General features: G+C 68.1%; 20 protein-coding genes. 10 read left to right on the top strand and 10 right to left on the bottom strand.

What is annotated here, in order from left to right; genetic code table 11:
- The first annotated feature begins 15 nt into the window (after positions 1 to 15).
- Positions 16 to 4,203: a bifunctional nitrate reductase/sulfite reductase flavoprotein subunit alpha gene (locus WS61_RS28260; RefSeq protein ID WP_059505421.1), complete on the top strand. Its 4,188-nt coding sequence runs from the start codon at positions 16 to 18 to the stop codon at positions 4,201 to 4,203.
- Positions 4,204 to 4,377: 174 nt separating this feature from the next.
- Here the strand turns inward: WS61_RS28260 and WS61_RS28255 are convergent, their stop codons facing one another.
- A complete protein-coding gene (locus WS61_RS28255; protein WP_059505419.1) occupies positions 4,378 to 5,154 on the bottom strand; it encodes an SDR family oxidoreductase in 777 nt (258 codons plus the stop codon).
- 4 nt (positions 5,155 to 5,158) lie between these two features.
- A complete protein-coding gene (locus WS61_RS28250; RefSeq protein WP_059505418.1) occupies positions 5,159 to 5,599 on the bottom strand; it encodes a heme-binding protein in 441 nt (146 codons plus the stop codon).
- A gap of 107 nt (positions 5,600 to 5,706) precedes the next feature.
- On the opposite strand from WS61_RS28250, the gene WS61_RS28245 reads away from it, so the two are divergent.
- The 4 genes from WS61_RS28245 (at position 5,707) to WS61_RS28230 (ending at position 11,445) form a co-directional block, all read left to right on the top strand.
- Positions 5,707 to 6,621: a LysR family transcriptional regulator gene (locus WS61_RS28245; protein ID WP_059505416.1), complete on the top strand. Its 915-nt coding sequence runs from the start codon at positions 5,707 to 5,709 to the stop codon at positions 6,619 to 6,621.
- Between the two features lie 79 nt (positions 6,622 to 6,700).
- Positions 6,701 to 7,135: a hypothetical protein gene (locus tag WS61_RS28240; RefSeq protein ID WP_059505521.1), complete on the top strand. Its 435-nt coding sequence runs from the start codon at positions 6,701 to 6,703 to the stop codon at positions 7,133 to 7,135.
- 438 nt (positions 7,136 to 7,573) lie between these two features.
- Entirely contained in the window at positions 7,574 to 10,168 is a 2,595-nt protein-coding gene (mprF, locus tag WS61_RS28235; RefSeq protein WP_059505414.1) for a bifunctional lysylphosphatidylglycerol flippase/synthetase MprF, read from the top strand.
- The gene (locus WS61_RS28230) at positions 10,165 to 11,445 is read left to right on the top strand and encodes a virulence factor family protein (RefSeq protein WP_059505412.1); all 1,281 of its coding nucleotides are present in this window, start codon (positions 10,165 to 10,167) and stop codon (positions 11,443 to 11,445) included. The genes mprF and WS61_RS28230 overlap by 4 nt, the downstream gene beginning before the upstream one ends.
- A gap of 82 nt (positions 11,446 to 11,527) precedes the next feature.
- Here WS61_RS28230 and WS61_RS34375 read toward each other — a convergent pair whose 3' ends face one another.
- The 5 genes from WS61_RS34375 to uxuA form a co-directional block, all read right to left on the bottom strand.
- Positions 11,528 to 11,653, bottom strand: coding sequence for a hypothetical protein (locus tag WS61_RS34375; RefSeq protein WP_373557138.1), 126 nt, complete (start codon positions 11,651 to 11,653; stop codon positions 11,528 to 11,530).
- A 35-nt stretch (positions 11,654 to 11,688) separates the two neighbouring features.
- Positions 11,689 to 12,078, bottom strand: coding sequence for a hypothetical protein (locus tag WS61_RS28225; RefSeq protein ID WP_034204738.1), 390 nt, complete (start codon positions 12,076 to 12,078; stop codon positions 11,689 to 11,691).
- Entirely contained in the window at positions 12,075 to 12,278 is a 204-nt protein-coding gene (locus WS61_RS28220) for a hypothetical protein (protein ID WP_059505410.1), read from the bottom strand. Before WS61_RS28220 ends, WS61_RS28225 begins: the two co-directional genes overlap by 4 nt.
- 105 nt (positions 12,279 to 12,383) lie before the next feature.
- The gene (locus WS61_RS28215; RefSeq protein ID WP_059505408.1) at positions 12,384 to 13,694 is read right to left on the bottom strand and encodes an MFS transporter; all 1,311 of its coding nucleotides are present in this window, start codon (positions 13,692 to 13,694) and stop codon (positions 12,384 to 12,386) included.
- 72 nt (positions 13,695 to 13,766) lie between these two features.
- Positions 13,767 to 14,828, bottom strand: a complete 1,062-nt coding sequence (gene uxuA, locus WS61_RS28210; RefSeq protein WP_179949717.1) for a mannonate dehydratase — start codon at positions 14,826 to 14,828, stop codon at positions 13,767 to 13,769.
- A 267-nt stretch (positions 14,829 to 15,095) separates the two neighbouring features.
- On the opposite strand from uxuA, the gene WS61_RS28205 reads away from it, so the two are divergent.
- The 3 genes from WS61_RS28205 (at position 15,096) to WS61_RS28195 (ending at position 18,891) form a co-directional block, all read left to right on the top strand.
- A complete protein-coding gene (locus WS61_RS28205; protein WP_059505517.1) occupies positions 15,096 to 15,818 on the top strand; it encodes a FadR/GntR family transcriptional regulator in 723 nt (240 codons plus the stop codon).
- A 176-nt stretch (positions 15,819 to 15,994) separates the two neighbouring features.
- Entirely contained in the window at positions 15,995 to 17,122 is a 1,128-nt protein-coding gene (locus WS61_RS28200) for an extracellular solute-binding protein (protein ID WP_059505407.1), read from the top strand.
- Positions 17,119 to 18,891: a diguanylate cyclase domain-containing protein gene (locus tag WS61_RS28195; RefSeq protein ID WP_059505406.1), complete on the top strand. Its 1,773-nt coding sequence runs from the start codon at positions 17,119 to 17,121 to the stop codon at positions 18,889 to 18,891. The genes WS61_RS28200 and WS61_RS28195 overlap by 4 nt, the downstream gene beginning before the upstream one ends.
- Before the next feature lie 84 nt (positions 18,892 to 18,975).
- Here the strand turns inward: WS61_RS28195 and WS61_RS28190 are convergent, their stop codons facing one another.
- Both WS61_RS28190 and WS61_RS28185 read right to left on the bottom strand, forming a co-directional pair.
- Positions 18,976 to 19,275, bottom strand: coding sequence for a DUF4148 domain-containing protein (locus WS61_RS28190; protein WP_059505405.1), 300 nt, complete (start codon positions 19,273 to 19,275; stop codon positions 18,976 to 18,978).
- 286 nt (positions 19,276 to 19,561) lie between these two features.
- Positions 19,562 to 19,819 (bottom strand): hypothetical protein, encoded by a 258-nt coding sequence (locus WS61_RS28185; RefSeq protein ID WP_006478949.1) that lies wholly within the window; start codon positions 19,817 to 19,819, stop codon positions 19,562 to 19,564.
- A gap of 616 nt (positions 19,820 to 20,435) precedes the next feature.
- Here WS61_RS28185 and WS61_RS28180 point away from each other — a divergent pair.
- Entirely contained in the window at positions 20,436 to 21,332 is an 897-nt protein-coding gene (locus WS61_RS28180; protein ID WP_059505404.1) for a LysR family transcriptional regulator, read from the top strand.
- Positions 21,333 to 21,450: 118 nt separating this feature from the next.
- Complete coding sequence (locus tag WS61_RS28175) at positions 21,451 to 22,083, top strand: LysE family translocator (protein WP_179949716.1); 633 nt, start codon at positions 21,451 to 21,453, stop codon at positions 22,081 to 22,083.
- Positions 22,084 to 22,153: 70 nt separating this feature from the next.
- Here the strand turns inward: WS61_RS28175 and yddG are convergent, their stop codons facing one another.
- Complete coding sequence (gene yddG / locus WS61_RS28170; RefSeq protein ID WP_059505402.1) at positions 22,154 to 23,095, bottom strand: aromatic amino acid DMT transporter YddG; 942 nt, start codon at positions 23,093 to 23,095, stop codon at positions 22,154 to 22,156.
- Between the last annotated feature and the right edge of the window lie 227 nt (positions 23,096 to 23,322).

The raw sequence follows: 23,322 nt of genomic DNA, 5'->3' as shown, positions 1-23,322 counted from the left end.
CGCCCGGGAGCACGCATGACCGCCACCCCCGTCAAGAGCGTGTGCCCGTACTGCGGCGTCGGCTGCGGGATGGTGCTGCACGTCGAGGAGGGCGAAGTCGTCAAGGTGTCCGGCGACGCCGACCATCCCACCAACTTCGGGCGGCTGTGCACGAAGGGTTCGTCGGCGCACGTCGCGCTGCGTCGCTCGGGGCGGCTCGACCGCGCGTTCGTGCGGCGCGCGCGCGAGGACGACCTCGTGCCGCTGCCGGTGCGCGACGCGATCGCCGAGACTGCACGGCGGCTGCGCGCGGTGCTCGATACGCACGGGCCCGACGCGCTGTCGTTCTACGTGTCGGGGCAGATGTCGATCGAGGCGCAATACCTCGTGAACAAGCTCGCGAAGGGCTTCGTCGGCACCAACAACATCGAGTCGAACTCGCGCCTGTGCATGGCGAGCGCGAGCACCGGCTACAAGCAGTCGCTCGGCGCGGACGGCCCGCCCGGGTCGTACCAGGATTTCGACCGCGCGAACCTGTTCTTCGTGATCGGCGCGAACATGGCCGACTGTCACCCGATCCTGTTCCTGCGGATGATGGATCGCGTGAAGGCCGGCGCGAAGCTGATCGTGGTCGATCCGCGCCGCACCGCGACCGCCGACAAGGCCGACCTGTTCCTGCAGATCCGGCCGGGCACCGATCTCGCGCTCACCAACGGGCTCCTGCATCTGCTGCATGCGAACGGCCGCACCGACGCCGCGTTCATCGCTGCATACACCGAGGGCTGGGACGCGATGCCCGCGTTCCTCGCCGACTACACGCCCGAGCGCGTTGCCGAGATCACGGGGCTGGCCGAAGCCGACATTCGCACGGCCGCGCAATGGATCGGCGACGCGCAGGAATGGACGAGCTGCTGGACGATGGGGCTCAACCAGAGCACGCACGGCGTATGGAACACCAACGCGATCTGCAACCTGCATCTCGCGACCGGCAAGATCTGCCGCCCGGGCAGCGGGCCGTTCTCGCTGACCGGCCAGCCGAACGCGATGGGCGGGCGCGAGATGGGCTACATGGGGCCGGGGTTGCCCGGGCAGCGCTCGGTGGCATCCGACGACGATCGCCGCTTCGTCGAGAATCTGTGGCGCGTGCCGGCCGGCACGCTGCGCAAGGACACGGGCAAGGGCACGGTCGACCTGTTCGCGCGCATGGCGGCCGGCGACATCAAGGCATGCTGGATCGTCTGCACGAACCCGGTCGCGACCGTGCCGAACCGGCGCAACGTGATCGCCGGGCTGCAGGCGGCGGAGCTCGTGATCGCGCAGGACGCGTTCCTCGACACCGAGACCAACCGCTACGCGGACATCCTGCTGCCCGGCGCGCTGTGGGCCGAAGGCGACGGCGTGATGATCAACTCCGAGCGCAACATGACGCTGATGCGCGCGGCGGTCGCGCCGCCCGGCGACGCGCTGCCCGACTGGCGCATCGTCGCGGAAGTCGCACGCGCGATGGGCTTCGGCGATGCGTTCGACTATGCGTCGGCGGCCGACGTGTTCGACGAGATCGTCCGTTTCTCGAATCCGGCGACCGGCTACGACCTGCGCGGCGCGAGCCATGCGGCGCTGCGCGACGGGCCCGTGCAGTGGCCCGTCGCACCGGGCGCCGCGCGCGAGCGGCATCCGATCCGCTACCTGAACGACGGCGTGAGCCAGCCGCTGCGCACGGCGGCCGACGGCAGCGACGCCCCGCGCATCGCGTTCCCGACGCAGTCGGGCAAGGCGCGCTTTTTCGCGCGGCCGCACGTCGATCCGGCCGAGCTGCCCGACGACACGTTCCCGATCGTGCTGAACACCGGGCGGCTGCAGCATCAGTGGCACACGATGACGAAGACGGGCAAGGTCGCGATGCTGAACAAGCTCAACCCGCGCCCGTTCGTCGAACTGCACCCGGACGATGCCGGCGCGCTCGGCATCGCCGCGAAGGACAGCGTCGAGATCCGTTCGGCGCGCGGCCGCGCGGTGCTGCCGGCCGTCGTGACCGAGCGCGTGCGGCGCGGCAACTGCTTCGCGCCGATGCACTGGAACGACGTATACGGCGACGACCTGTGCATCAACGCGGTGACGAACGACGCGATCGACCCGGAATCGCAGCAACCCGAACTGAAATACTGCGCGGTCGCGCTGCGGCGCGTCGAGGTCGACGCGTTCGCGTCCGCCGCCGACGACACCGCGCAACCCGATACATGCGCCGACGACGCGCGGCCCGCGCCGGCAATCGCGCAGGCTGCAGCCTCACAGGAATCCGACATGGCAGACATCGACACTTTCGCGGCCGCGCTCGGCGTCGCCGATCTCGCGCCGCCGCCGCTGACCGATACGGAGCGCCTGTACGTGGCCGGCCTCGTCAGCGGGCTGAAGGCGAGCGCCGGCCGGCGCGAAGGCGGCGTGCCGGTGCTGCCGGCCGGCGCGCCGTTGACGCCGCCCGTGCGGTTCTGGCTCGACGGCATGCTCGCGGGCCTGTTCAGCCGCTCGCTGCCTGCCGGCGCGCAGAGCGCCGCGGCGCCCGCGCTACCGCCCGACGCCGCCGCGTCCGGCGGCGTGCGCATCGTGCGCCCGCGCCCGAAGGTCGTGCTGCTGTGGGCATCGCAGACCGGCAACATCGAATCGTTGACCGAGGATTACGCGACGAAGCTGATGAACGCGGGCTTCGAGATCCGCACCGCGTGCATGTCCGACTATCCGGTCACGTCGCTGGCCGGTGCGCAATACGTGCTGCTGATGACCAGTACGTTCGGCGACGGCGATGCGCCCGACAACGGCAGCGAGTTCTGGGACGCGCTGCAGGCCGGCAGCGCCGCGCGCCTCGACGGCGTGCATTTCGCGGTGCTCGCGTTCGGCGACCGCAACTACGACCAGTTCTGCGGCCACGGCCGCCGGCTCGATGCGCGGCTCGCGGAGCTCGGCGCGGTGCGCCTGTGCGCGCGCGTCGATTGCGACGTCGAATTCCAGCACGATGCCGACCGGTGGCTCGAGCGCGTCGTCGCGCGGATCAAGGAGGCCGATGCCGCGTTGCACGCGGTGCCGTCCGGCGCGATGAGCCCGTCGGGGCTGCTGCCGACGAAGGCGCATCCGGCGCCGTCGAAGCTCGTCGCGAACCTGCGGCTGAACCGGCCGGGCGCCGCGAAGGACACGCGCTACGTGTCGCTGTCGACCCAGGGCGCGAACCTCGAATACGAAACCGGCGACGCGCTCGGCGTATGGCCCACCAACTGTCCGGAACTGGTCGAGGAATTGCTGTCCGTCACCGCGCTGAAGGCCGATGCGCCCGTGTCGGTGGCGGGCATCGGCGATATCCGGCTCGGCGATGCGCTCGCGCGCCACTTCGACATCACGCGCCCGCATCCGGACACGCTGGCCTTCATCGCGTCGCGCAGCGCGAACGGCGCGCTGAAGTCGCTGCTCGGCGAAGACCGCAAGGCCGACCTCAAGCAGTGGTTGTGGGGGCAACAGCTTGCGGACGTACTGCACGAGTTTCCGGTCGAGCTGTCGGCTGCGGAGCTGGTCGGCATGCTCAAGCGCATGCAGCCGCGCCTCTATTCGATCGCGTCGAGCCCGAGCGCGCACGAGGGCGAGATTCACCTGACCGTGTCGGCCGTGCGCTATCACAACGGCCGGCGCGCGCGCAAAGGCGTCGCGTCGACGTTCCTCGCCGATCGCGCGGACGACGGCCGCGTGCCCGTGTTCGTGCAGAAGTCCGCGCATTTCCGGCCGCCGGTGAACGGCGACGTGCCGATCGTGATGGTCGGCCCGGGCACCGGCGTCGCGCCGTTCCGCGGCTTCCTGCACGAGCGGCGGGCGCGCGGCGCGCGCGGGCGCAACTGGCTGTTCTTCGGCGAGCAGCACGCGCAGACCGACTTCTACTACGGCGACGAGCTGGGCGCGATGCACGACAGCGGATTCCTCACGCGGCTCGATCTCGCGTTCTCGCGCGACCAGGCCGACAAGATCTACGTGCAGGACCGGATGCGCGAGCACGGCGCCGAGCTGTTCGCCTGGCTGGAGGAAGGCGCGCACTTCTACGTGTGCGGCGACGCCGCGCGGATGGCCAAGGACGTCGATACGGCGCTCAAGGCGGTCGTCGCCGAGCACGGCGGCATGTCCGACGAAGCCGCGAACGACTACGTCGCACGGCTTTCGAAGGCGCGGCGCTATATGCGGGACGTGTATTGAACGCAGGCGCGGCGGCTTGATGCCGCCGCGCCTGCACGCGGGCTCCGCGCGGCGACTGGCCGGTCGCCGGCGTCCGGACCGTCGAGACGGCCGTCGATGGCGAACGCTGCGCGCCGCGTGGAGGGCGGCTGGCATGGCGCCTCTGCGTGAACCGCCTGCCGCCGCCGGGTTGCATTACTGCTGGCGATCCCACGCATGCGCTTGCTCGGCGCGGACGAATTCCTCCGCCGACCGCGGCAGCAGGTTGCGGAACGTGCCGCCGTCGCTATCGATCACGTCGACCATCTTCGCGATCATTTCCTCCGGGTCGTGCTGTTCGAGCGGGAAGGTCAGCTTTTCCGGCGTCACGGTATGCACGGCCGGATCGTGCCAGCGCCGTGTCGTTTCCATCATCCGGTCGTTGAAACCCGTGCGGTACGGGCCCGGGTTCACGACCGCGACGCGGATGCCGTGCGGCGCCAGTTCGGCATGCATCGCCTCGGCGATCGATTCGACCGCATGTTTCGACGCACAGTACGCACCCGTGAACGGCCCGGTGATCAACCCGGCAATCGACGACACGAACACGATCTTGCCGTGCCGGCGCGCGAGCATCCCGCGCGCGATCTGTTGCGTGAGCTCGAGCGGTCCGAACACGTTCACGTCGAACAGTTCGCGCACGATCTCGATCGGCAGATCGACGAGCGCGCCGGCTTCGCCGACGCCCGCGTTGTTGACGAGCACGTCGACGTCGAGATCGGCCGCGCGGGCGCGGTCGTATGCGGACGTGACGTCGAGCTTGACGACACGCAGCGCGGCGCCGCGTTGCGCTGCGGCGCTCGTCACGACGTCGATCTCGGCGGCGGCGCGGACGCCGGCCGTCACGTCGTGGCCGCGCTCGGCGAGCCGTAGCGCGACTTCGAGGCCGAAGCCCGACCCCGCGCCGGTGATGAGGATGTGTTTCCGTGCCATGTGCTTACTCCTTGCGGTTGAGTGTTGCCAGGAAATGATCGCTGCAGGCTCGCGCGATCGCTTCGTCTTGTTCGACGCTGCCGCCCGACACGCCGACTGCGCCGACGCAGCGCCAGTCGCCGTCGATGAGCGGCTCGCCGCCGCCGAACGTGACGAGCCCGCCGTGACTGTGCTCGATGCCGCGCAACGGCCCGTCCGCGCCGGACAGCGCGCCGAGCGACGCGGTCGACGCGCGAAAACGGATCGCCGTGAGCGCCTTGCGCTGCGCGAGGTCGATCGCGCCGAGAAAGCAGTCGTCGGTGCGCGCGAATGCGAGCAGGTTGGCGCCGGCGTCGACGACGGCGATCGCGACGCCGGCCACCTGCAGCGACGCGGCATGGGCGAGCGCCGCGTCGATCGTGCGGCGGGCGGCGGCGAGGGGCAGTGCGGCGGTGAGCGGGTTCATGCGCGGCTCCGATGGGGACGACAGCGCCAGTGTAGGCAGCGACGGTATATGGGAGAATTCGTATTCCGCTCGAAGCAGTTTCAAGTTTTTCTAATGATGGACAGACGATGAGCCGACGCGATCCAATGGCCGGGCTGCACGTGTTCATGACCGTCGCGACGGCCGGCAACTTCACGCGCGCCGCCGCCGCGCTTGGCCTGACGCCGGCTGCCGTCAGCCTCGCGATCGGGCAGCTCGAGGGCGAGCTGAACGTGAAGCTGTTCAACCGCAGCACGCGCGGCGTCAGCCTCACCGAAGCCGGCCAGCGCTACCTGCGGCAGACCGAGCCTGCGTACCGTCAGGTCGTGCAGGCACGCGACGAACTGAAGGATGCGCGCAGCGAGCCGAACGGGCTGTTGCGCGTGACCGCGCTGCCGCTCGCGCGCTTGCTCGTGATCGCGCCCGTGCTCGCCACGTTCCGCGAGCGCTACCCGAAAGTCCGGCTCGAAATTCGCTACGAGAACGAACTCGTCGACATCGCAAAGGACGGCTTCGATGCGGGGATTCGCCTCGCCGACCGGCTGCAGCCGGGCATGATCGGCGTGCGGATTGCGCCTGCGTTGACGTGTGCGCTGGTCGCGTCGCCCGCTTATCTGGCGCGGTACGGTGCGCCTGCATCGATTGCGCAGCTCGAGCGTCATGCGTGCGTTCGTTTCCGTTTCTCGGAAAGCGGCCGTTTGCATAAATGGCTGCTGCGCGACGGGCAACGCGACGTCGATCTCGATCCGGACGGCGTGTTCGTGACGAACGACGACGATGCGGTGATCGACGCGGCGCGCGCCGGTGTCGGCATTGCGTTCGCGTTCGTGCGCGAGCGGATCGAACAGGACCTGCGTGACGGGTCGCTCGTCGAGGTGCTGCCGGGCGCGTGCCGCACGCTGCCGCCGATGTGGCTGTATTACGTGAATCGCAAGCACGTGCCGGCCAAGCTGCGTGCGTTCATCGACGTGCTCCGCGAGCGCGAAGGGGCGGGCGCGGCGTAATCGCCTCGGCCGCTCGCTGCAGCAATGGATCCGGCGGCGCATGATGGCGGCTCCTCCCACGAAGCCATGGAGTCGCATGATGACCGTCTTTCCGCATTTTCCGATTCGAACGTTCGTGATTGCCGCCGCGCTGGCGGCCGCCGCGGTTTCCAGCGCACCGGCCATCGGCCAGACGTCGACGGTGCCGGCAGGTTCGGCCGCCGCGACGCCCGACAACGCGGTGCTGCTGACCGTGTTCCTGAAGCACGACCAGTCGCGCCCGCTCGCCGAACTGAATGCGCAACTCGCGAAGCAGGGGTTCTACAAGGCGTTTCCGCCGCCGGGCGTCGAGGTGGTGAGCTGGACGGTGACGATGGGGATCGGGCAGATCGTCGTGCTGCGGCTGCCGGCGTCGCGGCTGCGCGAGGTCAATCGTGTACTCGAGGATACGGCCTGGGGCGCGTACCGCACGGAGTTCTACCCGACATACGACTACAAGGCGATCGGGCTCGGGGAGCATGAGCGGGCGAAATGACGCGCGGCGGCATGTTTCCGCGCCGGGGGTGCGCCGGACGGGCGCACCGAATCCACCCGTTCCCATCCCGAAACGCGCCGTGCCGTCGCGTTTTCATCCTCATCCGCCGGGCTCGGCGCGGCAGATTCCTCCCAAATGCATCGCAAGTCATTCATCCGATGAAAAAATCGCCCCGGTTCCCGGTATGATGCGCACCTTGCGTTCGCAGGACGCCCTGTTTCCCGGTGCGTCTTGATGTGCGAGAAACGATGTGCGAGAAACCACAAATCCGCACAAAGTCGACGTGAAAGATTCTGTAATATTAATTCCGTATACTCGTAAGTTCTGATCCAGGCGCCACGAGGCCGTATTCGGCCGGCCGCCCACGCAGAACAACAGATACGTCGCCGCCCGGCCAACCCGCGCCGCGACACGCTATGCACCACCACTGAACACGTTATGTCTTCCCGCCACTCTGGTTCGCCCGGTCGCGCCGCGGCGGTGATCGCCCGTGCCCGGGCGCTGATCCGCAACGAGCGCGTGCTGTCGCCGCTGCTCGCGCTCGGCATCGGCCTGCTGCTGATCGTGGTTTTCCAGCATCTGTCGGAATCCGTCGACTACCGGTCGGTGATCCGCCAGTTGCGTCACATGTCCGTCCGCGAGTGGGGCGCGTCGCTGGCCGCGACGGCCCTCAGCTATCTCGCGCTCGTCGCCCGCGATGCGGTCGGCTTGCGGTATGTCGCGGCCAGGGTGCCGCGCGTCGCGCTGTGGATCGGCGCGATTGCCGGTTCCGCGCTCGGCAACGCGACCGGCTTCGGTGCGCTGACGGGCGGCGCGGTGCGCGCGCGCGTGTACGGCGTGTCGGGCGTCACGCCTGCCCAGATCGGCCGGATGACGGTATTCACGAGCGGCACGCTGGCGCTCGCGATGGTGCTGATGACGGCGGTCGGCATGGTCTGCGTGCCGGAGGCGCTCGCCGCGATGCTGCACGTCGCGCCCGGCGTGCTCACGTGGACGGGTGTTGCACTGCTCGTCGTGCTCGCCGCGCTGGTCGTGCTGTGCGGCAACACCGCGCGCCCGGTCGTCACGCGCTTCAAATGGCTGTCGTTCGACGTGCCGGCGCGACGCGATCTCGTCGCGCAGGTCGTCTATGCGGTGCTCGACGTCGTTGCCGCGGGCCTGACGCTGTGGGTGTTGCTGCCAGCTGCACCAGTCGGCTTCCCGACCTTCATCACCGTTTACGCGGCGGCGTTGCTGCTCGGGATGATCGGCCATACGCCGGGCGGGATCGGCGTGTTCGAAGCGGCGATGGTCTTCACGCTCGGTCGCGAAGTGCCCGCGCACGCGATGGTCGCCGCGCTGATCGCGTATCGCGCGATCTATTTCGGCGTGCCGCTCGTGCTGTCGGCCGGCCTGCTCGCCGGTTTCGAGGGCCGCGCGCTGCGGCGCCGGCTCGTGACGCGGCAGGCCGTGCGCGTGTCGCAACTGGCGCCGGTGTTCCTGAGCCTCGTGACGTTCGCGGTCGGCGGAATGCTGGTGATCTCGAGCGCGACGCCCGCGTTCTGGCATCGGATCGCGATTCTGCGCCACATCGTGCCGCTGTGGGTGCTCGAAGGCTCGCAGGTAATCTGCAGCGTGCTCGGCGTCGCGCTGCTGTTCGTCGCGCGCGGGCTGCTGCGCCGGCTCGACGGCGCCTGGTGGATGACCTTCGCATTGACGCTCGCGAGCCTCGCGCTGTCGCTGGCCAAGGGCCTCGCGTTCGTCGAGGCCGGCGTGCTCGGCACGCTGCTCGTGCTGCTGCTCGTCAGCCGTCGCCGGTTCAACCGTCATTCTTCGCTGCTCGCCGAGCGTTTCACCGTCAGCTGGTTCGTGTCGGTGGCGATGGTGCTGATGCTGGCCGTGTGGGTGCTGTTCTTCGCGTTCCGCGACGTGCCTTACACGCGCGAGTTGTGGTCGCATTTCTCGTTCGATGCGCGCGCGCCGCGGGCGCTGCGCGCGACGCTCGCATCCGGCGTGTTCGTCGCGCTGTTCGCGCTGTGGCAATTGCTGCGCCCGGCACCGGGACGTTTCGTGAAGCCCGCGGAGCAGGACCTGGTCGACGCGGAGCAGATCATTCGCGCGCAGGAGTGCAGCGATGCGGGCCTCGCGCTGATGGGCGACAAGTCGTTCCTGTTCTCCGAGTCGCGCCGCGCGTTCCTGATGTACGCGAAGAACGGCCGCACGTGGGCCGCGCTGCACGACCCGGTCGGGCCGCGTGAAGAATGGCCGGCACTGATCAGCAAGTTCATCGCGCTCGCGCACGCGCACAGCGGCCGCGCGGCGTTCTACCAGGTGCGCGCCAACGCGTTGCCGCTGTATCTCGACGCGGGGCTCACGCTGATGAAGCTGGGCGAGGAAGCGCACATCGCGCTCGATCGGTTCGATCTGAAAGGATCGAACCGATCGCACCTGCGCTACGCGCTGCGCCGTGGCGACAAGGATGCGCTGACGGTCGAGGTGATCGCGCCGGGCGACGTGCCGGCCGCGCTGCCGGCGCTGCGCGACATCTCCGACGGCTGGCTCGACAGTCGCGATGCGCGCGAGAAGAGTTTCTCGGTGGCGGCGTTCCACGACGGCTATCTCGCGACGCAGTCGGTGATGCTGGTGCGGCAGGCCGACAAGCCGATCGCGTTCGTCACGTTCATGACGACCGATCTCCACACCGAGGCGACGGTCGGCGTGATGCGCCATCTGCCGGACGCGTCGCCGTACGCGATGGAGTATCTGTTTACGCAGCTCGCGCTGCATCTGAAGGAAGCGGGGTTCCGCAAGCTGAGCCTGGGCATCGCGCCGTTCTCGGGGATGGGGGCGGCGAAGATGCCGTCGCCGTTCCACCGGCTCGGCCTGATGGTCTGGCGCTTCGGCGGCCGCTTCTACAACTTCCGCGGCTTGCGCGCTTTCAAGAGCAAGTTCGAACCGCACTGGGAGCCGCGTTATCTCGCGGCCTCGGGCTCGGTCGGCGTGTTCGTCACGCTTGCGGATCTGTCATTGCTGGCTGGAGGTCGGCGTTCATGATGTTGAAGAAGGTAATCGCGCGGGCGGCAGCCGCCTGCGCGGGAATGATGCTGGCCGGCGCCGCGTGCGCCGCGCAGCCGGCCGCCGCGAAAGCCGAGACCGTGTCCGGCGGCCGCTACGGGCCCGTGACCGTGACCAGGCCGAGCGGGCCGCTGCGCGGGTTCGTCGTGCTGTTCTCGCGTGGGGCAGGCTGGCAGGCCGCCGATCAGCAGGCGGCCGACGCGCTCGCGCAAGCCGGTGCGATGACGGTCGGCATCGATTCGGGGCGTTACGCGGCGAATCTCGCCGCGAAGCAGGAGGCCTGCCATCACCTCGACGGCGACGCCGAGGCGGTCAGCCATCAGCTCGAACGTCTCGCGCAATCGTCGCGCTATTTCACGCCGATCGTCGCGGGCGTGGGCCAGGGCGGCGCGATCGCCAAGCAGATTCTGTCGATGGCGCCGGAGAATACGATCGCCGGCGTCGTCGCGGTCGCGCCGGCCGCGAAGCTCGATCCGCGCTTCAAGCCGTGTCCGCCCGATCCGACGATCGTGCGCCGCGCGATGCCGGGCTTCGTCGAAACGGCTACCGCGGGGGACTCGGCCAAGCTCGTGTCACTCGTCACGTCGCACTTGCGCGACACCAGCAGCAGCGACGAGCTCGACGTGTCGGATCTGCCGCTCGTCGAACTGCCGGCCAAGGGCGGCAGCGACCGGCTCGCGATCGTGATCTCGGGCGACGGCGGCTGGCGCGATCTCGACAAGACGATCGCCGAGGCGCTGCAGCGCGACGGCGTGTCGGTGGTCGGCATCGACAGCCTGCGTTATTTCTGGAGCGAGAAGCCGCCCGCACAGGTGAGTCGCGATCTTGCCCGCGTGATGCGCACCTACATGGCGCGCTGGCATGCGAGCCGCGTGGCGCTGGTCGGCTACTCGTTCGGCGCCGACGTGATGCCGTTCGCGTACAACCGGCTGCCGGCGGACCTGCGCGACAAGGTCGCGGTGATGTCGCTGCTCGGCTTCGCGCCGTCGGCCGATTTCCAGATCCGCGTGACGGGCTGGCTCGGCATGCCCGCGAGCGACAAGGCGCTGAAGGTCGCGCCGGAAATCGCGAAGGTGCCGCCGCAACTCGTGCAGTGCTTCTATGGTGCGGAAGAGACGGATACGATGTGTCCGGCGCTCGCGAACACGGGCGCCGACGTGATCAAGACGCAGGGCGATCACCACTTCGGCCGCGATTACATCGCGCTCGAGAAGAAGATCCTCGGCGCGTTCGGCAAGCCGGCAGCGGCGCACTGAACGCCGGCGGCGCTGGCGTGACGGCGGGCGTCGGCCGGTTTGCTTCCGGTTCATCGTACGGGCGGCCAGCGAGCCGCCCGTTTCATTTTCCGGCCTGCGCTGTCGCGTCCTGCGGCGGCATGAGCGTTCTCGCATCGTGCTGCAGGAAGCCCGGAAAGCGGTCGAGCAGCCGCCGTGCGGCCGCGAGGTCGGTGTCGTCGCCGAGCATGGGCACCGAGCCCGAAAACCCCGTACGTTACGCGGTCATGCGTCGACGACGAGCGCCGGATCGAGCGCGCGGATGCGCTGGTCGACGAAGTAGCCGCCGCCTTCCTGGTAGCGCAGGAACAGGCGGCCGCACGCGCGGCAGCGGCTGACGGTGCAGCGGTTGTACGGGAAATGGCGCGGCGCGATCGGCGCGTCGTCCGACGCATAGCGCGTGCCGGCCGGATGATGTTCCGCGTAGGTCGGCTCCGCGTCGTCCGGCGGCGCGAGCGTGGCCACTTCGATCAATTGCGTGTCCGGCAGCGACAGCGGCAGGGTCGTCCAGCCGGCGAGCGAGGTTTTCGTGCACGTGCACGGCTGCGTGACGTGCGCGGCTTCGGCCGCCAGTGTCAGCAGCGCGTCGTGATCGAGGTAAGGCAGCGGGCTCATGGGCAATCGGGAAAGGGCGGCGGGAGTTGCAATGTAACCCGCGCGCCGATCGGCTGCATGGCCGTGATGCAGCCAGCGCAGCATACTCGTCGCGCGATTCGGCCGGCCTTGCGGACCGACGGCTGCACGACCGGTTCGTCGAGCACGCGGATCGCACGTTCGATGTCGCGGCTCCACGGATGGCCGAGGTTCACGCGCACGCAGCGTTCGAGGTCGAGCGCGCCCGAAACGGCGGGCGCGGCTCATTGTCCGATGCGCGGCCCGAAGGGAAAGCGCGGGTATGTCGGCCGCGCCGTCCCGCTGGGTCAGGCCGCGTTCGGCTCGACGTTCCGCCCGTTGCCGCCGCGTCGCAGCGGCGGCAACGGCTCGACCTTGCCGACGACGAACAGGTACGACAGCGCGCCGACCACGCACAGCGCACCGGCCACTGCGAGCGGCACGACGAACGAGCCTTTCGTGATCGACAGCATCACGCCGGTGAAGGTCGTGATGAAGATCCCCGCGAGATTGCCCGCGAAGTTCTGGATGCCGCCTAGCGATGCGACGTGCGCCGGCGTCGGCGCGACTTCGCCGACGAGCGTCCACACGTTGGCGCCGGCGAACGACAGGCTGGCATACGCGAGCGCGAACAGGCCGAGGCAGGCCCAGACGTTTTCGACGAACGCGGACAGCGCGATCGACGACGACAGCAGCATGCCGAGCACGAGGCAGGTCTTGCGCGCGGCGGTGGCGCTCCAGCCGCGGCGGAACAGGCTGTCCGACACGTAGCCGCCGAGCCAGCCGCCGGGAATCGCGAGCAGCGCGGGCAGCATGCCCCACGTGCCGAGCGACGCGAGCGAGAAGCCGCGCGACTGCAACAGGTAGCTCGGGAACCACGTGATGAAGAAGTAGATCGCGAAGTTCAGGCAGAACAGGCCGATCATCATGCCCCACACGGTGCGGTAGCGGAACAGGTCGAGCCACGACACCTTCGGGCCGTCGGTTGCGGCCGCAACCGACGGTGCGCCGCGTTGCGCGAGCAGCGCATCGACGGCGTCCGGCGCGATCGCGCGATAGCGTTCCGGGTCGCGATAGACGAACCACCATGCCAGCGCCCACACGATGCCGATGCCGCCCGTGATCACGAACGACCCGCGCCAGCCGACGATCGAAATCAGCCACGCGACGAGCGGCAGCGACAGCGCGGAGCCGACGCGCGAGCCGCTGTCGAAGATGCTGCTGGCCAGGCCGCGCTCGCTGCGCGGAAACCAGTTGAACGCGACCTTCGCGAACGAAGGGATCGCGGCCGCTTCGCCGACGCCGAGCATCAACCGCACGCCGACGAGTTGCGCGAGGCCGCGCGCGGCGCCCGTCGCGACGGTGAACGCCGACCACCAGCCGACGGCCAGCGCGAGGCTCACGCGCACGCCGACCTTGTCGATGAACCAGCCGGCCGGCAATTGCAGGAACGCATAGGTCCAGAAGAACGCGCTCAGCACGAGCCCCATGCCGACCGCGTCGAGGCCGAGGTCGGCACGGATGCTGGGCGCCGCGATCGCGAGGTTCGCGCGGTCGATGAAGTTGATGACGTTGGCCAGGAAGCACATCAGGATCATGGCCCATCGGATGCGTGGCATGCAGGTGTCTCCGCGCGGAATATCGTGGCGGGCGACCGGCGATCCGCGGCGCCGGCCGCCTCGAAGGGCAAATTACCGCGACGCTTGCGGCGCGCGGTCGAACTTCGCCAGCGCTTCCCACAGGCCGTTCAGGTAGACCGCGCCGAGCGCGCGGTCGTAGAGGCCATAGCCGGGCTTGCCGGTCTCGCCCCAGATCATGCGGCCGTGGTCGGGGCGCACGTAGCCGGTGAAGCCGGTGTCGTGATACGCCTTCACGATCGCGGCGATGTCGAGCGAGCCGCAGCTCGACAGGTGCGCGGTTTCCTCGAAATCGCCGTTCGCGTCGACCTTCACGTTGCGGATGTGCGCGAAATGGATCCGGCCCATCGCGCCGAATTCGCGCACGAGCGCTTCGACATCGTTCTCGGGGCCTGCGCCGAGCGAGCCCGAGCACAGTGTCAGCCCGTTCGCGGGCGAGTCGACGATGCGCACGATCCGCGCGAGATCGTCGCGGTTCTTCACGATGCGCGGCAGCCCGAAGATCGGGCGCGGCGGATCGTCGGGATGGATCGCCATCTTCACGCCGGCTTCCTCGGCCACCGGGATGATTGCCTTCAGGAAGTATTCGAGGTTGGCCCACAGCGCGTTCTCGTCGACGTCGCGGTAGTCGGCGAGCAGCGCCTGCAACTGTTCGGGCCGGTAGCTCGAATCCCAGCCGGGCAGCGCGATGCCGTCGTTCGGATCGATCCGGTCGACCGCGTCGGTGCTGAACGCAAGGCAGGTCGATCCGTCGTCGAGCGTCTTCGACAGCTCGGTGCGCGTCCAGTCGAACACGGGCATGAAGTTGTAGCAGACGACGCGGATGCCGGCCGCGCCGAGATGGCGAATGGTCTGCCGGTAGTGGTCGATCAGGCGGTCGCGGGTCGGCTTGCCGAGCTTGATGTCCTCGTGCACGGGCACCGATTCGACGACGTCGAATTGCAGGCCCGCGCGTTCGATCGTCGCCTTCAGCGCATCGATCTTGTGCACGGGCCAGACCTCGCCCACCGGTTCGTCGTAGATCGCGGACACGATATGCGTGACGCCGGGGATCTGGCGGATGTATTGCAGCGAGACCGGATCGGACTCGCCGTACCAACGGAAAGACATCTTCACTGGAGCGGCTCCTGGCTGGCGGTTCATGCGGCGGACGACCGGGCGGCGGTGTGCCGGCCCGGCGTCGGTGTGCGAATTATGATTGGTATGCCAGTTGTGCGGGATAGTGGTTTACCAGTTGTCCGCGTGGGCGACGGTCGGCGCGACAGTCCAGGAAACGGCTGGCAGGGCCGGCCGGCAGGGTGAACCGGCTTCGAACCAAATTGGTGTACCATTTTGGCGATCCGGTGCCGCAGCGGCGCCGGCCAGCCCGTTGCGAGCCTTTCGATGACCGATCTTTCCACCCTGTCCGTCAGCCGCGACACCGATGCCGCGGACCGCTCCTATATCGGCCTTGCGCGACAAATTCACGCGATGGTGGCCACCGGCGCGTTCGAGGCCGGCGCACGGCTGCCGTCGGAGCGCAGCCTGGCCGACCAGTTCGGCGTGAGCCGCACGCAGGTGCGCGAGGCGATCATCGCGCTCGAGGTGCAGGGGATCGTCGAGGTGCGGATCGGCTCGGGCATCTACGTGTCGGCGGCCGATGCCGCGCGGCCGGTGACGTTCGACGTGCCGCGCGGGCCGGGGCCGATCGAGACGCTGCGCGCGCGCGGGCTGATCGAGGCGGAAGTCGCGGCGCTCGCGGCGACCGAACGCAAGGATGCCGATCTCGATCGCCTGTTTTTCTCGCTGACGACGATGCGCGAGCGGATGAACGACAAGGCCGCCTACGACGCGGCCGATCGCCAGTTTCACCTGCGAATCGCGGAATCCACCGGCAATACGGTGCTGCTGCACATGGTCACGGCGATGTGGGACTGCGCGCGCAGCGATCCGCTGTGGGACAAGATCGAGGAGCACTTTCACTCGACCGCATTGCGCGAGGCGTCGCAGGAGGATCACCAGCGAATCTTCGCGGCGATCATGGCGCGCGATGCGGACGGAGCGCGCGACGCGATGCGCGCCCACCTGTCGCGCGTGATCGCCGAATTCACGCAGGCCTGGCGCTGACGGGTCGTATTCGCGTATTCGTGTAATCGCGGCCCGACGCGGGCCGATGTAATTGGGTCGCATTCCACCGTGAGGCCCGATGAAAATGCGCGATGTGCGGCTTGTTCCGATTGCGTGACCCTGCGTTTTATGGTCTCGTTGCGGGATATCGCATCGACTCGAAAAAGGACAGTCGAATGCAGCCGGGCGATTCACGCGGGGCGCGATTGATCAGGGGAATCGGCGTACGCACACGCGCCCGCGGCGCCGTGCGCACGCTGCGCATCGTATCGCTGGGCTTACTTGCGCTCGCTCTGCCAGCCTTCGCCGTCTCTCCCGAAACCGTCAACGACAACGTGCTGCGCGTGCTGGCCTGGCCCGGTTACGCGGACAGCGATATCGTCAGCGCATTCGAGGCGCAGTTTCACGTGCGCGTCGAGGTGACGCTGGTCGATTCCGACGAAGCGCTGTGGACGCGGATGCACGGCGCTTCGCCGCCGCCGTACGACGTGCTCGCCGCGAACACGGCCGAGATCCAGCGCTATGCGCGCGAACACCTGCTCGCGCCGATCGACCTGTCGCGCATCCCGAACCGGCGGCGGCAATTACCGAATTTCCAGCAGCTCGCGACGATTGGCGGGCTCGTGCAGGACGGCGCATCGTACGCGATCCCGTTCACGTATTCGTCGATGGGGCTGATCTACGACCGCAAGCAGGTGCCGGCCGCGCCGCACTCGATGCGCGAGCTGTGGAATCCGCGCTATCGCGGCAAGGTGCTCGACTTCAACAGTGCGCAGCACAATTTTTCGTTCACGGCGCTGGCGCTCGGCTATCCCGATCCGTTCCGCCTGTCGCCCGCCCAGACGCTCGTCGTGGCCCGCAAGCTGATCGACCTGCGCCGCAACCTGCTGACGTATTACACGCTTCCTGAAGAAGCGACCGCGCTGTTCGTCCAGCATCGCGCGGCGCTGATGTTCGGCAACTACGGCACGCAGCAGGTCGAGCAGTTGCGTCGCGCCGGCGCGGACGTCGGCTACGTGATCCCGGACGAAGGCGCGCTCGCGTGGCTCGATTGCTGGGCCGTCACGCGCGGCGCGCTTCGTCCCGAGCTTGCATTCGCATGGATCAACTACATGCTCGAACCGGCGATCGGCGCGCTGCTGACCGAGCGTCAGGGGCTCGCAAACACGCTCGAGCCGCCGCGCGGCCTGGATACCGGGCATCAGCATCTCGTGTGGCTTCAGCCCGTGGAGGACATCGCGCGCCGCGAGTCGCTGTGGAGCCGCATCGTGTCGGGCGATCGGCCGGAGCGGTTCGGAAAATGATTCGGCTCGGGCTCACGTCGAAGCTGTCGGTGCTGTTCGCGTGCATCGGCGTGATCGCGTCCGGCACGACCGGCTACTACGCGTATCGCGCCAACCGCGCGATGCTCGTGCAGGAGGCGCAGCACAGTCTGCTGATGTCGACGCAACTGCTCGGGCAGCGCTTCACGACCGCGCTCGCCGACGTTGCCGACGATGCGCTCGTGCTCGCGCAGTTGCCGTCTTCCGCGTTCGTCGCGGGCGGCGACCATCCGGACGCCGCGCGACGCATGCGGCTCGAGCAGGTGTATTACAGCTTCATGAGCAATCACGCGGAATACCTGCAGATCCGCCTGATCGCGAGCGGGCATTTCGGGATCGAACGCATTCGGCTCGATCGCGATGCGCACGGCATCGTCGTGCTGCCAGAAAGCGTGTTTCAGGAGAAAGGGCAGTTCTCCTACGTATTCGATACGCTCGCGACGGCGCCCGGCCATATCTACCTGTCGCCGATCGCGATCAATCACGAGACGGGATCGCATGCGGCCGAAGGCCTGCCGATCCTGCGCGTGGGGACGCCGGTGACCGACGCATCGGGCCGGACGGTCGGGGCACTCGTCGTCGATGTTGAACTCTCTCGGGTGTTCGCCCGGCTCGAACGCGATCTGCCGGACGACTATGGGATCTATCTCGCGAACGAGTGGGGCGATTTTCTCGTGCATCCCGATCCGCAGCAGACGTTCGGCTTCGATCGCGGCCGGCGCGTGCTGATGCAGGACCGCTTCGCCGGTACGCGCGCACTGTTCGACGGCGAGCGCACGAACGTGACGCTCAATGGGCTTGCCCAGCCCGACGAGGCGCCGGGACAGATGTTCGCGTTCGTGCGCACGCCGTTCGGGCACGACGAGCGCAACCGCTTCGTCGTGCTCGGGATGGCCCGCCCGCTCGCGGACGTGCTCGCGCCGGCCGGCATGCTGGGCGAACGGATCGTCAGGATGGTGCTCGTATCGAGCGTGCTGGCGGTGATTCTCGCGATCCTGTTCGCGCGGGCGATCACGCGGCCGCTGCAGACGCTCGCGCGTGCCGCGACGCACGTGTTCGACGATCCGGCAGCCGAACGGCTGCCCGTTGCGCGGGCCGACGAGATCGGCGTGCTCGCGCGCTGTTTCGACAGCATGCGCGTCGAGATTCGCACGCAGATGGCGATGTTGCGCGCAAAGCAACTGGAACTGACGCACCTCGCCGGTCACGACCCGCTGACCGGCCTGCCGAATCGCCTGCTGTTCATGGAGCATCTCGATGCCGCGATCCGGCATGCGGCCGCGGTGGGCGAGGGGCTGGCGGTGATGTTCGTCGATCTCGACCGCTTCAAGCAGATCAACGACCAGCACGGGCACTCGGCCGGCGACCGCACGCTCGTCACCGTCGCCAAGCGGTTGAGCCAGGTGCTGCGCAGCGGCGACATGGTGGCGCGGCTCGGCGGCGACGAATTCATCGTGCTGATTTCGGACGTGCGTTCGCCGGCGGTGATCGGCGATGTCGCGACGCGCATCCAGATCGTGATGGCCGAGGAACTGGAGTTCGACGAAGGACGCATGGCCGTCGGCGCGAGCATCGGCGTCAGCGAGTTTCCGGCGGATGGCGCGTCGGCCGAGGAGTTGCTCGTCAAGGCCGACGCGGCGATGTACGCGGCGAAGGCGTCCGCGCAGTGCGTGTGCGTGCGCTATCAGGATCTGGTGCGCGGCGGCGTGCCTGACGAGACTGGCCGCGTTGCGTCGGGCGGCAACCGCTGACGGCGCGCCGGAACGCAACGAGCCCGTCGCTGGACGGGCTCGTCTCCGGTGCGGGCCGCACGCGCGTGGCGCGCAGCGGCACGCTTAGTGGCCGAAGTAGACCGAGTCGCGCGGGTTCCGTGCGCGGCCGGCCGGTGCGCCACTCTCGACGGCTGCGGCCGGTTGCGAACCGAAGCCGCTGTTGTCGATGCCATGCACGCGGGCTTGCGCGGCCTGGATGTCGGCCGGGTAGTACGGGCTCGACTGGCTGGGCTTGTAGCCGGCGTTCTCGAGCTGGACCAGTTCGTTGCGCACCTGGGCGCGGGTCACGGTGCTTTGTGCGAATGCGCCGAACGAGGCGGACAGCGCGACGGCGGCGGCGACTGCGGAAACGAGCGATTTCATGATGACCTCCGATGTTTATTGGCTTTCCGCGTTCGACACCATGTCGTCAGCGGTTGATTACATCGTAGGCGCCGGCTTACCTAGGGTAAACGTGAGTTTGAGTGAAAGATCGTTGCGCTCGGAGTAATAATTTCGGGGCAGACATGTACTGTCCCCATGCTGTATTGCGGGGATTGCAGGCAATACTGGGAAAGTGAAGGGCGAGATGTCGTGCACGGGCGCACAGGCACGCACTCGGCTGCGCAGAACCGGCGAATGTCTCGCGGCGGAATCGCGTCAGGGCTGCTCAGACCCCGTCGTCGTCGATTTCCTTGCGCTCGCGGCGTTCCTCGTTGCCGCGGCGCGCGCGCAGGCGCTGGCGCGACAGGACGGCGATCACCTGCTGGGTCGGCGCGCCGGAGGGCAGCTCGTTGCGGATGCGATCGGGGACCATCGGCAGGCCCGCGCGCTGCCGGCGCAGCGCCTTGGCGATCGCGCGGCGGCATTCGTCGCCATGGCAATCCCATTCATCGCGGATTCTCTGACAATAACGGCATTGTTCCATCCGTCTAGTCTAACGCGTCTTCGGAATTGAAGCAGGGCTTGGCGCCGGACGTACCATGCGTCAGGCGGCAGAGGCGCCGGCGGCTCCGAATGCAGGCGCTGGGCAGACTGAACCGGACTACGAATCAAGTGAGCCGGAACGGTTCGCCTACAACTCCGGTTTTCCATCCTTCTCCATACGGAATCCTTGCGCGCGGACGGGGCCGGCGCACGTCATCGGAGCGAACAGATACCCCAGATCGCGATCAGCAGGCCAAGGCCCAGTCCGCAGCCCAGCAACACATAGGTTTCCATTTCGTGCCTTTGAAAACATGGCAACGCCGACGTCGACATCGGCATACGTGCAGCAAAACCGGTCCCGTATCGGGCCATCCGTGGCGGCGATACGCCCGGTCTGCGAATACTGCGCGTTGCAGCTTTCAGAACGCATGTGCGATCGGTTGTATGCAGCGTGCCGGCGGTTCGATCGTGCGCCGTACCCGAGCGTCGCGCGAGGCATTCGGCGCGCGCGTGGCGAGGTGCGCCTGTCGGCTGCGTGACCGTCGCATCGGTTCAATATAATTCAAGTCGATCGGTCGCTTCATGTACGACATACAACCTCCGAACAAGGAAACCCGATGACGCTCGCCCAGTTGCAGGCACTGGCCGCCGTGGTCGAACTCGGCTCGCTGACGGCCGCGGCAGACCGGCTCAGCCGCAGTCAATCCGCGATCAGCCACGCGCTGACGGAGCTGGAGGACATCACGCAGGTCAAGCTGCTCTGGCGCGACCGGCAGCCGGTCGTCCTGACGGCGGCCGGCGAACGCCTGTGGCCGTATGTCCAGAGCGTGGTGCGGGAAGCACAGATGCTGCGCCAGCAGTTCAGCCTGTCGCGCGGCAAACTCGAAGGGAAGCTGGTGGTCGCGTCGCTGCCGAGCGTGTCGCTGGCGTTCGTCGTTCCCGCGCTCGAGGCGTTGAAGGAGATGCACCCCGGCGTATCGGCGGTGCTGCTCGAAGGGACGGACAGCGAAGTCGAAGGGTGGATCGACGACGGGACGGCCGACGTCGGCGTGGTCGCCGGCGCGAAGACGTTCGCGCACAACCTGCCGTTGCTCGACGAGGATTTCGTCGCGGTGGCGGCCGACGACAGGTTCGTTGGCCGCAAGAGCGTGTCGGCCAGGCAGTTGGCCGGGGTGCCGTTCATTTTCTCGAAGGCGGGATGCGGGCCGGTGATCGCGGATTACTTCGCGCGCGGCGGCGTACCGCTTCGGGCCGCGTTCAACGTGGTCGAGATGCGCACGATCCTGTCGATGGCGGAGGCCGGCATGGGCGTATCGATCGTGCCGCGCATCACGCTCACGTACACGCCGTTCGGCGGCCGCGTGCTGGCACTGTCTCCGCGGCTGCATCGCTCCGTGCGATTGGCGTGGAATACCGCCGGCAACGCGGTTACCGACGCGTTCGTGCGGCTCGTCGACGCGCAACGTGCGAAGGCGGAAAAGGCGATTCGGACGCGCGCGAAAAAGGGCCGATAGCGACTGGCGCGCACGATGAACGGCGCTCATGAGGGGCTTGCAGTTTATTCATGCCACCGATGGCCGAGATGCAATACATTGTTCGAACCTCGTTGTCGTTGCCATGAAGGAGCGTGCCGTGCCGGCCTTGCCCACCCTCGTTGCGTTCGGACTCGTGTCGCTCGGTATGGTGCTGACGCCGGGACCGAACATGATCTATCTGGTGTCGCGCTCGATCTGCCAGGGTCGACGCGCCGGGCTGGTGTCGCTCGGCGGCGTCGCGCTGGGATTCGTGTTCTACATGGTGTGCGCGGCAGTGGGCATCACCGCGCTGGTGATGACCGTGCCGTATGCGTACGATGCGCTGCGCGTGGCCGGCGCGCTGTATCTGGCGTACCTGGCGTGGCAGGCGCTGAGACCGGGTGGGCGCTCCGCATTCCAGGTCCGGCAGTTGCCGCACGACAGCCGCGTCAGGCTGTTCGCGATGGGCTTCGTCACGAATCTCGCGAACCCGAAGATTGCGGTGATGTATCTGTCTTTGCTGCCGCAATTCGTCGTGCCGGGGCACGGCAGCGTGCTCGCGCAATCGCTGGCGCTCGGCTGCGTGCAGATCGCGGTGAGCGTCAGCGTCAATGCGCTGATTGCCTGCGCGGCCGGGTCGATCGCGGGTTTTCTTGCAGGGCGGCCGCTCTGGGCCGCGGTTCAGCGCTGGTTGATGGGGACGGTGCTGGCGGGGCTGGCCGTGCGGATTGCGCTGGAATCGCAGCGTTAGGGCGCGGCGGTCGACGCGTCGGCGCATGGTCGGCCGCGATCCGGCCTTCAGTCGACGGCACCCGCCATCGTCACCCGTGGCAATTGCCTTCGGCCTCCTTGGCGATCCGCACGGGCTCGGCCTCGTCGCGCCGCCTGCGCGTCGCGAGCCAGCACAGGATCGAGCCGCCGCACACCATCGCCGCGCCTTGCCAGAATTCGGCCGACAGCGGCGCATCCAGCAGCGCGGCGGCGAAGGCGGCGGCGAGCACCGGCGTGAAGTACGATGCGCCGACGATGATCGTCACGTTGCCGTGCATGATGCCCGTGTTCCAGGCCGCATAGCCGAAGCCGAGCGCCGACGCCGCGAGCACGAGGTACACGATCGCGTGAAAACCGAACGCCATGCTGCCGCCGCCTTCGATCGCGAATTTGATCCACAGCGTCGCGGCGACCAGCATGAAGAACGGCGTGACGCCGTTCTTGCCGTCGGCGATGCGCGCGGTCACCGTGCAATAGCCGGCCCAGATCAGCGCGCCGACGAACGCCAGGCCGTAGCTGAGCGGATTGTCCGCGACGTTGCGCAGCATGCCGGCCGGATCGAGCCCCTGGTCGCCGCCGAGCACCCGGCAGATGCCGAGCATCGACAGCAGGACGCCGGGCACGACCAGCAGGTTCGCGCGCTGCTTGTTGAACACGATGGCGGCGACGAGCGTGAGGCTCGGCCACAGATAGTTGACCATCGCGACCTCGATCGCTTGCCGACCGTTGCTCGCGTAGCCGATCGACAACGCCAGGCACAGCTCGTACGACACGAACAGCAGCCCGCCCCACAGCAGATAGTTTTTCGGAAATCGGCTCAGGTCGGGGAAGCCGATCGAGAACACCAGAAGCACGGATGCCACCGTATAGATCATCGCCGCGCCGCCGGTTGCGCCGAGGCTTTCGCTGACCCCGCGAACGAGCGCGACCACCGAGGCCCATAACAGCACCGCGCCGAGCCCGATGAGCGTTGCCTTGTTCTTGCGTTTCATGCGTGCTGCCTGTTTCAACATGCCAATTCGATTTCGGATGATGTGAGTCCGCCTGCGCGTGCCGCCATCACGAACGGCGAGACAACGGGAAGATTTCGCGGGAAACGCGCATTTTACGGTGGGGCGGCGGTTGCAGCGACGCAGGTGGATCGGCGCGTACGATCGATTGGGTCGCGCGAGCCGATCGCACGTAGTCGATACGCCACGCGGCGCCGATTCCCGATCGC

It is taken from the genome of Burkholderia sp. ABCPW 11, assembly GCF_001523445.1.
Taxonomy (GTDB): domain Bacteria; phylum Pseudomonadota; class Gammaproteobacteria; order Burkholderiales; family Burkholderiaceae; genus Burkholderia.
The sequence above is the reverse complement of the archived record's forward strand: the minus strand, read 5'-3'. Positions and strand labels throughout refer to the sequence as shown.

Coding starts and splice junctions, on each gene's coding strand:
- WS61_RS28260 (WP_059505421.1), top strand. CDS start 16: ATGACCGCCACCCCCGTCAAGAGCGTGTGCCCGTACTGCGGCGTCGGC.
- WS61_RS28255 (WP_059505419.1), bottom strand. CDS start 5,154: ATGGCACGGAAACACATCCTCATCACCGGCGCGGGGTCGGGCTTCGGC.
- WS61_RS28250 (WP_059505418.1), bottom strand. CDS start 5,599: ATGAACCCGCTCACCGCCGCACTGCCCCTCGCCGCCGCCCGCCGCACG.
- WS61_RS28245 (WP_059505416.1), top strand. CDS start 5,707: ATGAGCCGACGCGATCCAATGGCCGGGCTGCACGTGTTCATGACCGTC.
- WS61_RS28240 (WP_059505521.1), top strand. CDS start 6,701: ATGACCGTCTTTCCGCATTTTCCGATTCGAACGTTCGTGATTGCCGCC.
- mprF (WP_059505414.1), top strand. CDS start 7,574: ATGTCTTCCCGCCACTCTGGTTCGCCCGGTCGCGCCGCGGCGGTGATC.
- WS61_RS28230 (WP_059505412.1), top strand. CDS start 10,165: ATGATGTTGAAGAAGGTAATCGCGCGGGCGGCAGCCGCCTGCGCGGGA.
- WS61_RS34375 (WP_373557138.1), bottom strand. CDS start 11,653: ATGCTCGGCGACGACACCGACCTCGCGGCCGCACGGCGGCTGCTCGAC.
- WS61_RS28225 (WP_034204738.1), bottom strand. CDS start 12,078: ATGAGCCCGCTGCCTTACCTCGATCACGACGCGCTGCTGACACTGGCG.
- WS61_RS28215 (WP_059505408.1), bottom strand. CDS start 13,694: ATGCCACGCATCCGATGGGCCATGATCCTGATGTGCTTCCTGGCCAAC.
- WS61_RS28205 (WP_059505517.1), top strand. CDS start 15,096: ATGACCGATCTTTCCACCCTGTCCGTCAGCCGCGACACCGATGCCGCG.
- WS61_RS28200 (WP_059505407.1), top strand. CDS start 15,995: ATGCAGCCGGGCGATTCACGCGGGGCGCGATTGATCAGGGGAATCGGC.
- WS61_RS28195 (WP_059505406.1), top strand. CDS start 17,119: ATGATTCGGCTCGGGCTCACGTCGAAGCTGTCGGTGCTGTTCGCGTGC.
- WS61_RS28190 (WP_059505405.1), bottom strand. CDS start 19,275: ATGAAATCGCTCGTTTCCGCAGTCGCCGCCGCCGTCGCGCTGTCCGCC.
- WS61_RS28185 (WP_006478949.1), bottom strand. CDS start 19,819: ATGGAACAATGCCGTTATTGTCAGAGAATCCGCGATGAATGGGATTGC.
- WS61_RS28180 (WP_059505404.1), top strand. CDS start 20,436: ATGACGCTCGCCCAGTTGCAGGCACTGGCCGCCGTGGTCGAACTCGGC.
- yddG (WP_059505402.1), bottom strand. CDS start 23,095: ATGAAACGCAAGAACAAGGCAACGCTCATCGGGCTCGGCGCGGTGCTG.